The 13,647-nt window shown below is 56.6% G+C and carries 9 protein-coding genes; 7 read left to right on the top strand and 2 right to left on the bottom strand.

From position 1 onward, the window contains the following. The first annotated feature begins 1 nt into the window (after position 1). The 7 genes from WJU22_RS10145 to WJU22_RS10115 all read left to right on the top strand — a co-directional run bounded on the left by WJU22_RS10145 (position 2) and on the right by WJU22_RS10115 (position 11,162). Positions 2-1,972, top strand: coding sequence for a family 20 glycosylhydrolase (locus tag WJU22_RS10145; protein ID WP_341843123.1), 1,971 nt, complete (start codon positions 2-4; stop codon positions 1,970-1,972). A gap of 99 nt (positions 1,973-2,071) precedes the next feature. Beyond that, complete coding sequence (locus WJU22_RS10140; protein ID WP_341843122.1) at positions 2,072-3,205, top strand: P1 family peptidase; 1,134 nt, start codon at positions 2,072-2,074, stop codon at positions 3,203-3,205. Further along, positions 3,202-4,020 carry an aminotransferase class IV gene (locus WJU22_RS10135; RefSeq protein ID WP_341843121.1) on the top strand — a complete coding sequence of 273 codons (819 nt, stop codon included), beginning with the start codon at positions 3,202-3,204 and terminating at the stop codon, positions 4,018-4,020. The genes WJU22_RS10140 and WJU22_RS10135 overlap by 4 nt, the downstream gene beginning before the upstream one ends. 220 nt (positions 4,021-4,240) lie before the next feature. Then, positions 4,241-4,681, top strand: a complete 441-nt coding sequence (locus WJU22_RS10130) for an RNA polymerase sigma factor (RefSeq protein WP_341843120.1) — start codon at positions 4,241-4,243, stop codon at positions 4,679-4,681. A 53-nt stretch (positions 4,682-4,734) separates the two neighbouring features. Next, complete coding sequence (locus WJU22_RS10125; protein ID WP_341843119.1) at positions 4,735-5,964, top strand: FecR domain-containing protein; 1,230 nt, start codon at positions 4,735-4,737, stop codon at positions 5,962-5,964. Positions 5,965-6,272: 308 nt separating this feature from the next. Then, on the top strand, positions 6,273-9,545 hold the full coding sequence (locus WJU22_RS10120; RefSeq protein WP_341843118.1) for a SusC/RagA family TonB-linked outer membrane protein: 3,273 nt from the start codon (positions 6,273-6,275) through the stop codon (positions 9,543-9,545). A gap of 24 nt (positions 9,546-9,569) precedes the next feature. Further along, the gene (locus tag WJU22_RS10115; protein WP_341843117.1) at positions 9,570-11,162 is read left to right on the top strand and encodes a RagB/SusD family nutrient uptake outer membrane protein; all 1,593 of its coding nucleotides are present in this window, start codon (positions 9,570-9,572) and stop codon (positions 11,160-11,162) included. Between the two features lie 50 nt (positions 11,163-11,212). Here the strand turns inward: WJU22_RS10115 and WJU22_RS10110 are convergent, their stop codons facing one another. Both WJU22_RS10110 and WJU22_RS10105 read right to left on the bottom strand, forming a co-directional pair. Then, on the bottom strand, positions 11,213-12,049 hold the full coding sequence (locus WJU22_RS10110; RefSeq protein WP_341843116.1) for a hypothetical protein: 837 nt from the start codon (positions 12,047-12,049) through the stop codon (positions 11,213-11,215). A 15-nt stretch (positions 12,050-12,064) separates the two neighbouring features. Further along, a complete protein-coding gene (locus WJU22_RS10105; protein WP_341843115.1) occupies positions 12,065-13,348 on the bottom strand; it encodes a hypothetical protein in 1,284 nt (427 codons plus the stop codon). Between the last annotated feature and the right edge of the window lie 299 nt (positions 13,349-13,647).

Raw genomic sequence — 13,647 nt, 5'->3', positions numbered from 1 at the left:
CATGAAAACCCGATTGAACCGTTTCCTCTCCGTGTGGCTCCTGGCTTGCCTTTTGGGCCCGGGCGCGGTGGCGCTGGCCGTCCCGCCGCATATCACGAACAACGAAAACGCGAAACCCTCGCTCCTGCCGGAACCCGCGGAACTGCAGTGGCGCAACGAAAGTTTCGATCTGCGGAAATGCCGCGCGATACTTTACACCGACCGCACGATGCTCCGGTATGCCAACCTATTGCAGACAACGATCTTCAACGCGGGTGCAGGCACGGTGAGGGTCAGATTGGAGCAACCCAAAAACGGGCCGTACATCGAGCTGGTAAAATCCGCCGTGAAAGCGCCTGTCCATGAAGACGAAGCCTATTCGGTGGAGGTGAGCGAAAAAAAGATCACGCTGACCGCCGGCACCGAAAAAGGCATGTACTACGCTATTCAGACGCTCCAACAGCTGATGACCGGAAAATCCGTTCAGGGTTGCTCGATCCGCGACTGGCCGGCCTTTTCCTGGCGGTCGTACATGGTGGACGTAGGCCGCAACTATCAACCCATGGCGCTGCTCAAGCAACAGATCGACGTCATGAGCCGGTACAAAATGAACGTGTTCCATTTCCATTTCACGGAAGACGTGGCCTGGCGGTTGCACTTCAAACGGTACCCGCAACTCACCGACGCGAAAAATATGATCCGGCAAAAGGGGAAATTTTATTCCGAAAAAGATTTACACGAACTGATCGAATACTGCAAACTGCGCCACATCGAACTGGTACCCGAAATCGATATGCCGGGCCACAGCGCCGCTTTCCGGCGCGCGATGGGGCACGATATGCAAAGCGATTCGGGAATGGCGATCATTCAACAGATCGTCCGGGATTTCTGTGAAGCATACAAATTGCCGTACCTGCACATCGGGGCGGATGAAGTGAAGATCACGAACAAAAACTTTTTGCCGGACATGACGAAGCTGGTGGAAAGTTACGGCACGAAAGTGATCGGCTGGATGCCTGGCGGCAATTTCCCGGAAAGCGTGATCCGGCAATTGTGGTCGGAAGGGAAAATCGAATCGGGCGACGGGTCTGTAAAATACATCGATTCCCGCCAGCTGTACATCAATCACATGGACCCGCTGGAAAGCGTGACCAGCATCTTCCAGCGGCAGCTCTGCAATTCCGCCGTGGGAAATGCCTCCGAACTGGGCGCCACGCTGTGCCTCTGGCACGACAGGAACGTGGCCAAAGAAGAAGACGTCATGATCATGAACCCCGCCTATCCTGCGCTCCTGACCTTCGCCGAGCGCACCTGGAGGGGCGGCGGCACGCCGGGCATCAAAGTCGCCATAGGCCCGGAAATCGCCGCGGATTTCGCGACGTTCGAAATCCGGCTCATGGACCATAAGCAGAAATACTTCAAAGGAATGCCGTTCGGGTATTTCCCGCAAAGCGCCCAGCAGTGGCAGTTGTACGGGCCGTTCCCCAACAACGGCGACCCCGGCCGGGAGTTCGACACCACCGGCGTCAGGCCATCGCAAACGGCGACCGGCGGCACGATCATCCTCCGCCATTGGTGGTGGCCCGAGCTGCAGGGCGTCCTGTCTTCCCCCGCTGAAAATACCACATACTACGCCTCCACCCGCATCTGGAGCGATCGTAACGGCGAAACCGACTGCTGGATCGGGTTCCACGACTTCTCCCGCTCCCACGCGTCTTTACCGCCCACGGCCGGTAAGTGGGACAACCGGGGCAGCAGCATCCGTGTAAACGGTGAGCTCATCCCGCCACCCGTATGGGAAAGTGCCGGCAAAACCATCACCCTGGAAACACCCTATACAAACGAAGGGTACGCTTACCGCACGCCCACGAAAGTGCGGCTGAAGAAGGGTTGGAACATCGTGGAAGTGAAAGCGCCCGTCACCACGTTCAAAGGGCGCGACTGGCAAAACCCGGTAAAATGGATGTTCACATTCGTTCCCTGCCGCAATTAACGCTTTCCGATTTCGATCGATAAATGAGTGCGCCTCCGGAAACGGGGGCGCTGCCGTTTAAAGCGGTGGCCTTTCCTGCGAAATCATTATCATTGCAGCATGTTCAAAAGTTGGTTCATTATCGCCTTATTGCTGCCCGGTGCGCTGGCGGCGCAGGAGCGCAAACGCGCGCGGGAATTCGGTATCCGTATCGGCGTCATGCAGCCCGGCGCGCTCAACGCCATCACCGACGTTCGCGGCGTGAAAGTGGGGCACACCACTTTGATCAAAGGCGATTCTATCCGCACCGGCGTAACGGCCATCGTTCCGGCGGAAGGGAACCTCTTCCAGCAGAAAATCCCCGCTGCGATCTTTGTGGGCAATGGTTTCGGGAAACTGGCCGGCATCACGCAGGTAAACGAGCTCGGCAATATCGAAACGCCCATCGTGCTCACCAACACCCTCAGCGTGCCGATCGCCATGCAGGCCGTTGCGGGTTTGGCCATGGCAGAGAAAGGGAATGAAAACCTCCGCTCCGTCAATGCCGTGGTAGGCGAAACGAACGATGGTTACCTCAACGATATCCGCGGCCGGCATGTGTCGGTAACCGATGTGGAAGCGGCCGTAAAAACCGCTGCTTCCGGAAAGGTGAAAGAAGGCAATGTGGGTGCGGGAACGGGAACGATCTGCTTCGGGTTCAAGGGCGGCATCGGCACCGCCTCGCGCAAGCTGCCGGCCAGTTTGGGCGGATATACAGTGGGCGTGATCGTACAGTCCAATTTCGGCGGCGTACTGGAAATCGACGGGGCGCCGGTTGGCAAAGTGCTCGGGAAGTTCGATTTCAGCGACCGGTTATTGAATAACGTAGACGGGTCGTGCATGATCGTAGTGGCTACGGATGCGCCCATCGATCACCGGAACCTCATGCGGCTGGCGCAAAGGGCCATGCTGGGCCTGGGCAAAACGGGCGGCATCGCCTCGAACGGGAGCGGCGATTATGTGATCGCATTCTCCACGGCCGAAGGGCTCCGCATCCCCCACAGCGGCAATTCCGCCACGCAAACGGTGACGTTGCTGCAAAACGATAGCATGTCGCCCCTGTTCATGGCCGCGATTGAAGCCACCGAAGAAGCGATCATCAATTCGCTGTTCATGGCCGGCGGCATGAAAGGCCGGAACGGCAATTCGGTGGAAGCATTACCTTTGACCCAGGTTTTACCCATTCTCCAAAAATTTAACCGCCTGCAGCCATGAGCTATGCCATCATTAACGGCGCCATTGTGCCGGAAAGCGAAGCGAAAGTCCTGATTTCCGACCTCTCCATCCAGCGCGGGTACGGCATTTTCGATTACTTCCGCACAAGGGCCGGGCAACCGGTGTTCCTCGAAGACCATCTCGACCGGTTCTATCATTCCGCGTCGGTGATGCGGCTTTCGCCGGAAGTGGACCGTGAACGGCTGAAACACTTGCTGGCAGAGCTGATCGAGATCAACGGCGCGCCGAATGCAGGGATACGCATCACATTGACGGGCGGCTATTCTGAAAACGGGTACACGCTGGCTGCTCCGAACCTGCTCATTACGCTGGCCCCCTATCACTACGACCCCGCCAGTTTCGACAAAGGCATCAAGCTCGTGACGCACGACTTCCAGCGCCAGCTCCCCGAAGTCAAAACCATCGATTACCTCCAGGCGATATACCTGCAACCCTTCATCCGCGAGCACGAAGCCGACGATGTGCTGTACCATCAAAACGGCGCCGTCCGCGAATGCCCCCGCGCCAATTTCTGGGCCGTTACCGAAAACGGGACGCTCGTCACCCCGGCAGACCGTATCCTCAAAGGCGTAACCCGGAAAATGATCCTGGGGATGGAAGACCTCCGTCCACAGGCCGCCCATCTCCCCCTTTCCGCCCTTTCCACCGCCCGCGAAGCCTTCATCACCAGCACCACCAAAATCGTGACGCCGGTCACCCATATCGACGGCCTCCCCATCGGAAGCGGCCGGCCCGGCCCCGTCGCCAAAGCCATTTTCGACCGGCTGCTGGGCATGCGGGGCGGGTATGAGTAGTTTCCAAATTATTACTACCTTTCGGCATCATCAGACTACTTTCCATGTTATCCGGACGTACCGACAGTGAACACCTTTCTCCCGGCGATGAGCGCACTTTGCTGCAACTGGCCACTGCCGGGGATATGGATGCGTTTACCCAACTGTACGTTCATTTTTACCCACGCCTTTACCGCTTCCTTTTTTCATCACCCGCCAACACGAAGACACCGAAGAGATCGTGCAGGACGTGTTCCTCAAAGTCTGGGACCGCCGCGAAAGCCTCGGCACCGTGCGCTCGCTGGAAGATTACCTTTTCCGGATGGCGAAAAACCGAATGACCGACCTCCTCCGCAGGAACAAAACCGGCATGAAGGTGATCCACAACCTTCAGCAGAAAGACCTTCCGCTGGATAGCCCTACCGAGTCTGCCGTTGCCTACCGCGAATATCACCGCCTGGCCCGCGAGGCCATCACACAGCTGCCGGAGCGCCGGCGCGAAGTGTTTCTCCTGAGCACCGACGGCGGCCTTTCGCTGGACGAGATCGCCGCCACGCTGGGCATTTCCCGGTCGGCCGTCAAAAAGCACCTGGGCCTGGCCACCACACAGGTGAAAGCATACCTGCGGCAACATGCGGAGTGGACGGCAGGGATGCTGGCGCTGATTTTTCTTTCCCGATAAAAAATTTTTGGTGAACGGGGTGTCCTTTTTTTCCGGTCGTTCGTCTTTAGCGCATGACAAGGGAAGCTATCATCTCCAGCCTGGAAAAATATGCCGCCGGCACGCTGACGCCGGAGGAGGAACGATCATTGTTCGCCTGGCTGGAAACGGCCCCACCCCACGAGTTCCACGCCCTGCTCGACGCAGCCGGCGTTCCGGACGCCCTCAAATCGTACCCTATGCCAACATCCGCCTCCGTGGCGGATTTCCGGCGGAAGCTGGAACTGCGGGAGCCGGTGCCCGAGCGTACATTCTGGCAAAAACTGACCGGAAGAGCGGCCTTTCATCGCCCGTTTGAACCCACCGAACCTGTACCTGCGCACCGCCTGCGCCCCACCTGGCGGAAGATCGCCGCAGCCGCAGCCGTGTTGCTGCTGGCCGGCGGAAGTTACTGGTTGTTCCAGGCCACACCCCAACCCGGCAAAAACCACGTTGTCCTGCATTCCGGCCCGCAGCCGGGGGGCAACAAAGCCACGCTCACCTTGGGCGACGGTTCCATCATCACCCTCGACGACGCCGATGCCGGCGCCCTTTCCCAGCAAGGCAATACGAAGATCGTGAAGCTGCAGGGCGGGCGGATCGTGTACGACCCGCAGGCAGATGGCGGAGCGCCTGTATTCAACACTATTTCCACGCCCAAGGGCGGGCAATACCAGGTGCAGCTGCCGGATGGAACGGTGGTATGGATGAATGCCGCATCATCGCTGCGGTTCCCTTCAGCTTTTACAGGGAACGAGCGCCTGGTGGAGCTTACAGGGGAAGGGTATTTTGAAGTGGCCGCCGATGTGGAGAAGCCGTTCAAGGTAGCGGTGAAAGACGTACGGGTGGAGGTGTTGGGCACGAAATTCAATATTAATGCCTATCCCGAAGAATCCCAGGCCCGGGCGGCCTTGTTGGAAGGGTCGGTACGCGTGCGGAGGAAAGACGATGCGGTGAAATTGGCGCCGGGGCAGGAAGCGCGCATCGGTCAGGAAGGGAAAATCGCCGTTTCGCCGGCAGACCTGGAGCAGGTACTCGCCTGGAAGAACGGGTATTTCCAGTTCGAAGGCGCCACGCTGCCCGTGCTGCTGCGCCAGATCGGGCGGTGGTACGATGTGGAAGTGGTATGGAAAGGAGAAGTGCCGGAGAAGGAATTTGCCGGACGGATCTCGCGGAACGTTTCGCTCGAGGCCATGGTGGAAGCCCTCCGCAGCAGCGGCGTCAACTGCAAAATAACGGGACGGACGCTCGAAGTGGCGCCGTAATTCATGCTTACAACCTGACTATCAAATCAATATAACAAAGTCAACATAACTTGAGGTATCCAGACATTCAGAACGAACATCAAACCAAAATCGAAACATGAAAACGACCAGCTAATCAGTTCGGTTAGCCCGTAAACAAAGCCAGGAGTGCGTCAACACTCCCGGCGGGATTGTTCGGGTTGGCCGGAAAAGCGCGCTTAAACACTATTTACATCACCAAACCCAAACTGTACAAAAGTATGAAACTACTTGTGTCCGGCAAAGCCATGCCACGTTTTCGGCTATTGCCCGCTAAATTATTACTCGTTATGAAATTAACGGCCATTTTGATGCTTGCCGCAGCCTTGCATGTAAGCGCCGCCGGCTTCTCCCAGACCATCACCCTCAGCCGCAAGAACGCGCCGCTGGGACGGATATTCAGTGAGATACAGAAGCAGAGCGGCTATTCCCTGCTGTACGATATGAAACTCATCCGCAGCGCGGCCCCCGTGTCTATCGACGTGCAGAACGCCTCCGTGGCCGAAGTCCTGGAAAAATGCCTCCAGGGCCATAACCTCACCTTCGTGATCAATAACAACATCATCGTCATCCGTGAGAAGTCTGCCGCAGCAGCCGCTCCCGTGGCCGCTATCATGACCGGTTCCGTGACCGACGACGCCGGCGCCCCCATCCCGGGCGCTTCCGTAGAACTGCGCGACCTCCGCAAAGGGACCGTCACCGATGCACAGGGCCGCTTCCGCTTCGCCGACGTTCCCGCCGGCCAGCACACCCTGCGCGTGAGCTTCATCGGCTACGAAACCCTCGACACCGCCGTGCAAACCGGCAACGACGCCTTCAACATCGCCATCGTCCTCAAACCCGCCGTGAACAAACTGAAAGAGCTGGTGGTGGTTACGGCCCTGGGGATCAGGAAACAGGCCCGCAGCGTTACCTACAACGTTCAGACCGTTTCCGGCGCCGAGCTCAACAACGTCAAAGATCCCAGCCTCGTCAACACCCTCGCCGGCAAAGTGGCCGGCATGGCCGTGAGCAATAGCTCCTCCGGCCCGGGAGGCGCCACCAAAGTGGTGATGCGCGGCAACAAATCGATTTATGGCAACAACAACGCGCTGTTCGTGGTAGACGGCATCCCCTTACCTGACCTCTTTACCCAACAAAAAACCGACGGATTCTCCGTTCCCGGCGGCAGCGATGGCATCGCCAACATCAACCCTGACGATATAGAAAGCGTTACCGCCCTCACCGGCGCATCGTCTGCCGCGCTTTACGGCAGCCAGGCCGCCAACGGCGTGATCTTGCTCACCACCAAAAAAGGACGGTCGGGCAAACCCTCCGTCAACTATTCCTTCAACGCCAATTACAGCAAACCCCTCCTGCTCCCGGACTTCCAGAGCAGCTACGGCGCCACGCCCACCACGGGATCGTTTTACAGCTGGGGCGACAAACAGGCCGCCAACGCGGATAACAAAAGCTTCTTCCAAACCGGGGACGCCTATACGCACGCCGTCAACGTTTCCGCCGGTAACGACCACAGCCAGAACTATTTCTCCGCCGCCGCGGTGAACGCCAACGGCATCGTTCCCAAAAACAGCTACGCGCGCTACAACTTCAACGCCCGCAACACCACCAGCCTCCTCAACGATCGCCTGAGCATCGACGTAAACGCGCAATATGTGAACATGGAGCAGGACAATGTGCCTGTTCAGGGACAATATTACAATCCGCTGGTAGGCGTTTACCTGTTCCCCCGGGCGCACGACTTCAACAGTTTCCGCCAGTTCGAACAGTACGACGTCAACCGCAACTTCAGCACCCAACGCTGGCCGTATTCCGACCCTGGCATGATGCTCCAAAACCCTTTCTGGGTGGTGAACCGCAACACCAACTCGCTGCAGCGCAACCGCTTCATCGGCTCCGTGGCCGCCAAATACACGATCACGCCCTGGCTCAGCGTGACCGGCCGCGCGAAGCAGGACAGGACCAACGATGTGTATGAAGCGCGCAGCTATGCGTCTACCCCCAAGTTCCTCGCCGGCGACAATGGCCGGTACGACAAAACGCGCACTTCCATCCGGCAGACCTATGCAGACATCATGTTCACGGCGCAACAGCGGTTCGGGCAGTTCTCGCTGCAAGCCAACGTGGGCAGCAGTATCCAGGATGTTGTGGATAACACCACGGGTTGGGGGAACGGATATCTCCTGCAATTCGCCAACTTCTTTTCCTTCGCCAATATCGATTTTACACGTTTCGCGCCGTTCGAGAAAAACGACCGGCTGCAAACGCAGGCGGTGTTCGGTACCGCACAACTCGGTTTCCGCGATATGCTGTATGTAGACGTGACGGCGAGGAACGAATGGTCATCGGCCCTGGCGTTCACGAAAAACCCTTCGTACTTCTATCCCTCCGTGGGCCTGTCGGCCGTGCTGAGCGAAATGGTGAAATTCCCAGAAGCCATATCCTTCGCGAAGCTGCGGGCGTCTTACAGTGAAGTGGCCAACTCCATCCCCATCTACATTTCCATGCCTACCATTACGCTGACCAATGGCGGCTCCATCCAGGCCATCCACGCCAAACCTTTCTCTGAAATGCAGCCAGAGCGCACCCGCTCTTTCGAAGTGGGCCTGGATTCGCGGTTCCTGAACGATAAACTTTCCTTCAACCTTACTTATTACAAATCCTCCACGCTGCATCAGTATTTCAAAGTGGAAGTTTCGCCGTCGGTGGGATATAACGCCTATTACGTGAATGCCGGCAACATCGAAAACCGCGGTATCGAAGCGAGTTTGGGATATAACGGGAAGATCGGCCAGGTGCAGTGGACGTCTACCCTCAACTACGGATTGAATAGGAATAAAGTGGTGGAAATGATGGATTATTCCGATCCGTTTACCGGCACGAGGAGAACGCAGGAAGAATTTGTGGTGTCCGACTTCGCAGGGTACCGGCTCATCGTCCGCAAGGGCGGCAGCTACGGCGATATTTACGCCAAAGACGTGAAACGCACGGCAGACGGCAGTGTTGCGCTGAACAACAAGGGCGTGCCCGAGATCGGTGATTACAAGAAAGTGGGGAATGCCAATCCGCGCTACCTTATGGGCTGGAACAACAGCTTCAACTGGAAACAGTTCCAATTGTCGTTCCTGGTAGACGCGCGCATCGGTGGCGAAGTGGTGTCTACGACGGAAGCGATCATGGATAATTTCGGGGTGTCGCAACGTACCGCCGAAGCCCGCGATAACGGCGGCGTGAAAGTGGGCGACAAAACCGTTCCGGCGAAGGATTACTACCAGAGCATTACCGGCGCCACTTCTTCCGCGCTGGCACTGTACACCTACAGCGCCACGAACGTTCGCCTGCGCGAGCTTTCCCTCGGGTACAGCATTCCCGCGAAGGCACTGGGCAACAAGGTGCGGCAGCTGCAGGTTTCGCTGGTGGGGCGCAATCTCTGGCTGATCCACAAAAAAGCGCCGTACGATCCGGAAATCACGGCGTTTACGACGAACCAGTTCCAGGGGTACGATTATTTCGGCCTCCCCAGCCAACGCAACCTCGGCGTAAACGTGAAAGTCACCTTCTAATGCTCACCAAAAACGGACATCAACATGAAAAAAATCACTTCCATATATAAACTCATCCCCGCAGCCGCGCTCACACTGGCCATCGCCGGGCAAACCGCCTGCACGAAGAACTTCGAGTCGTTCAACACCAATCCCAACGAACTGACGGACTCGCTGCTGAAATACGATTACAAGTACGTAGGCGCCTTCATCCCCGGCATGCTCACCAGCATTTACAGCACCGTAGACTGGCAATACCAGCTCCAGCAAAACCTCAACGCCGATATCTACTCCGGTTTCATGGGCATCCCCACACCGTTCAACAGCGGGAAAAACAATTCCAACTATTTCATGATGGACTGGAACAACTGGGTGTTCAAAGTGCCGTACGATAATATCATGAGCGGATGGAAGCTCGTGCAGGAACGCGGCGCCAAAACGCGGCCCGATCTCTTTGCCGTGGCCACGATCGTGAAGGTGACGGCCATGCACCGCGTTACGGACGTGTTTGGCCCCATTCCTTACAGCAAATTCGGTGCTGGCGGGTTTTCCACGCCGTACGACAGCCAGGAAAGCGTGTACAACGCGTTCTTCACCGAGCTCGACCAGGCCATCGCTTCGCTCACCACGTTCGACAAAACGAACCCCGGCGGCAAGGCCCAGCTCAAACCTTTCGACCTCGTGTACGGAGGTGAATACGCCAACTGGATCCGGCTCGCCAATTCCCTGAAACTGCGCCTGGCCATGCGGCTCGCTTACATCAAGCCCACACTGGCGAAGCAAAAGGCGGAAGAAGCCGTTGCCAACGAATACGGCGTTTTCACGAGCAACGCCCAAAACGCGACCGTCCATTCCGGCAATGGTATTACCGTGAGCAATTCCCTGTACGTGATCAGCCAGGAATACAACGACATCCGGATGGGCGCCACCATGGAATCGTTCCTCAAAGGGTACAACGATCCGCGGCTGCCGAAATATTTCCGCGCATCGGCGCTCGCCGGCGGCGGGTTCAAAGGCGTCCGCAACGGGATCGATATAAAAGTGAAAACCGATTACGAAACATTCTCGCCCCTCAACATCGAGCGCAGCACGCCCATCCGCGTGATGTCTGCTTCGGAAATGTTCTTCCTTCGGGCGGAAGGCGCCATTCGCGGGTGGGACATGAAAGGGACAGCGAAAACATTATATGAAGAAGGCATCCGCACCTCGTTCGCGCAGTTCGACGCCGGAGACGCATCCGCCTATATCGCCAACGGCACTGCCAAACCCGCCACCTACACCGATCCCGTGAACGCAGACAACAACGTTACGGCGGCAGACAGCTACCTCAGCACCATGACCATCGCGTGGAACGAAGGAGACGGTTTCGAAAAGAAACTGGAAAGGATCCTGACCCAGAAATGGATCAGCCTGTTCCCCGACGGACAGGAAGCCTGGACGGAGTTCCGGCGCACGGGGTATCCCAAACTATGGCCCGTGGTGGTGAACCTCAGCGGCGGCACGGTGACGGGCTTCATCAACCGCCTGCCATTCCCGCCGGATGAATATAAAAACAACAAAGACGAAACCACCAAAGCCGCGGCCCTCCTGGGTGGACTGGATAACCCCGGTACCAAACTGTGGTGGCAACGCCCATAATATGATCATGCTTGTGAAAACCCGAAGGAGCCGGCGAAAGCCGGCTTTTTTTATTGGCAGTATTGACGGATGTAGTGCTCCGTCATATTCAGCCCTCCTTTATCCTTAGCCATACGAAAAGCCTCACAGGCAAGGCCTTTCTTATCCTGTTTCAACAACAAAATACCTTTATTGCACCATGCGTAAGGGTTCTCGGGACGCAACCGCAGACTGGAATCGATATGCTGCATTCCTTTTTCCATATCTCCCGACATCCCCATGGAATAGCCCATATTATTCAATAATGACGCCCTCATCTGCTCCTCTTTTACTTTTGCCAGGCCTTGCTTTGCATATTTAATTGCATCACTGTACATCCCCAATTCACCACAACTATAAGATAGATTCACCAACGCCCCGCTATCCCCTGGCGCAACTTCCAACAGGCGAAGAGAATAACTGACCGCCAATTCATTTTCATTCGAAATGGCGGCGATATATCCCAAATTCTGTAAAGCGACGATACTTTTCGGGTTGATGGCCAGTGCGGAATCCAGATCTTTTGCAGCCCGCACGTAGTCTTGATTGTCCACATGTTGCTGAGAGCGATAAATAAGCAACTCGGCATACATCGGGTCGGATTTTTCCGTTACTGCAAACCCTTTCAGCAAAAAGCGTTTACTTTCTTCTTTCTTATGCAAGCGCCCGGCAAGAAAAATAGCCTTAAAGCAATCCGCCGGTGTAGGATGATCTTGTTGCATCCGGGTGCTGGCGGCAGGCCAGGATTGTTCGAAACCAGTTTTGGTCAATTCTTCAATGATCGCTTCGGGCGTTAATTGTTGTTCGGAATGATGGGAACAACCGATCAGCGCGAGAAGAAGACCACACTTGAAAAAGAGGTATTTCATTGTATCAGGGTTTAATTATTTACTTCCATCCTCAAATACCATGCTCCCATCCGGCTTCTTCAGGGATACTTGCTGGATGGAGCCGATGCCGGCGAAGTTAATGCGGATGCCGTACAACTTGCCCACGGGCTGATTGTACGCGATATCGTAAAGGGGCTTGCCGTTGACGGTAAGCCAGGCATGTTTGTCTTTTACGCGCAGGTGAACGGTACCGCCGGATGTGAGGTCGGTACCCACAGGACTGAGGTCCGTTCTGCTGCCATGGATCCCCTTTTCAGAGAAAACAAGATAAGCCCAGGACACACAGCCCGGCTTCAGCAGCAACATTTCATGCTGCGATTTTTCGCCGTAGAGCGTGATCATCACCTGCGAACAGCGGATCCCCGGCCGCAGGCGCGACGTGGTCAGCCGGGCCGTCAGCTCGATATCGTCGCCCGTAGCGTCCCACTCCTGCGTATTCACGAAATCCACGTAAAACGTATGCAGGGTGTCTACGCCCGTTGCGTAGACTTCTTTCGGCGTTACCGACATGCCTGCAGCACCGAACCCCGGCGTTTCCAGGGGATAAACGCGCGTGGTGTCCAGTTGGGAGTTGGCGGTGGCCGTCCACCCGTTGGTTTTCAGGTAAATGGGAATAGTATCGACGGGCTGCGAATCGTATAATAGTTTGGCGTAAAATCGGCCGGGCTTTTCATAATAATGCGTGAGCACCGCGCCGGGAGATATGGATAAATCGCGTTCTCCGTCGCCGAAAACGATGACGAACTTACTGCTGTCGCCCCGGAAGCGATCTGGCAGCTGCACGCGGAACACGGCGGAATGCGGGTTATCGCCCACGGGATTGGAGCAGACGAGCTTTGCGCCGGCGGGGCGTTCCGGCGGGTGGTCGAAATGCTTCAGCCATTGCCAGGCGAAGATGGCGCAGGCGCCGGCCATTAAAATCAATGCGGGCCACCAGCTGATGTGCGGCGCTTTGGGCTGGGGGATTTTGGTGAGCGGGCCGGGCGCTTCGGTGGCCGCCGCGTCTCCTGGTTTCGCAGGGCGGGGGTGCTTGTCCACGAAATCGTCCCAATCCGCGAACCCCGCATACCGGGCGAGGCCGTCGCGGGTCGCTTTCTGGGGATAATAGCGTTCGGTCGTTTTCAGTTTGCCGAAAATCCGCTTGAGCGTGCTCGGGCTCAACTGGATTTCGGACGCGCGGCTCAATATCCCGCTCAGCCGGAGGTAATCGCCATTCGTCCACGAAGCGATTTCCGGATTGCCGAAGTTGCCGGCAATATACCGGCATACCAGGTCCAAATGATAAAATGATTCTTTGTTTTCGTGTTGTTCCATCCCGATAGGTAGCCTCCGAAAGGCTTGCTGGTTACAGTTGGTTGATGGGCCGTGGCGCGCCCGTTGCGGCCAAAGATAATCCACTTTTCCAAAAATGGAACGTACCCCAAACTTAAATCGATTGTAATCGGCAAGCATGTGACTGCATTGCCGGCGATACATAATAATATATATGTGGAACAGGAAAAACAGTTGTTCATCTCAGGTGGATGGGCGTTCATTACACATTGACTATCAAACTATTAACCTGTTCAAACTTTTGG

This window comes from Chitinophaga caseinilytica (genome assembly GCF_038396765.1).
Classification (GTDB): Bacteria; Bacteroidota; Bacteroidia; order Chitinophagales; family Chitinophagaceae; genus Chitinophaga; species Chitinophaga caseinilytica.
This window is presented reverse-complemented; position numbering and strand designations above follow the sequence as displayed.

What these genes read in the sequence shown, in the direction of transcription:
- WJU22_RS10145 (WP_341843123.1), top strand. Translation starts at nt 2, where the DNA reads ATGAAAACCCGATTGAACCGTTTCCTCTCCGTGTGGCTCCTGGCTTGC.
- WJU22_RS10140 (WP_341843122.1), top strand. Translation starts at nt 2,072, where the DNA reads ATGTTCAAAAGTTGGTTCATTATCGCCTTATTGCTGCCCGGTGCGCTG.
- WJU22_RS10135 (WP_341843121.1), top strand. Translation starts at nt 3,202, where the DNA reads ATGAGCTATGCCATCATTAACGGCGCCATTGTGCCGGAAAGCGAAGCG.
- WJU22_RS10125 (WP_341843119.1), top strand. Translation starts at nt 4,735, where the DNA reads ATGACAAGGGAAGCTATCATCTCCAGCCTGGAAAAATATGCCGCCGGC.
- WJU22_RS10120 (WP_341843118.1), top strand. Translation starts at nt 6,273, where the DNA reads ATGAAATTAACGGCCATTTTGATGCTTGCCGCAGCCTTGCATGTAAGC.
- WJU22_RS10115 (WP_341843117.1), top strand. Translation starts at nt 9,570, where the DNA reads ATGAAAAAAATCACTTCCATATATAAACTCATCCCCGCAGCCGCGCTC.
- WJU22_RS10110 (WP_341843116.1), bottom strand. Translation starts at nt 12,049, where the DNA reads ATGAAATACCTCTTTTTCAAGTGTGGTCTTCTTCTCGCGCTGATCGGT.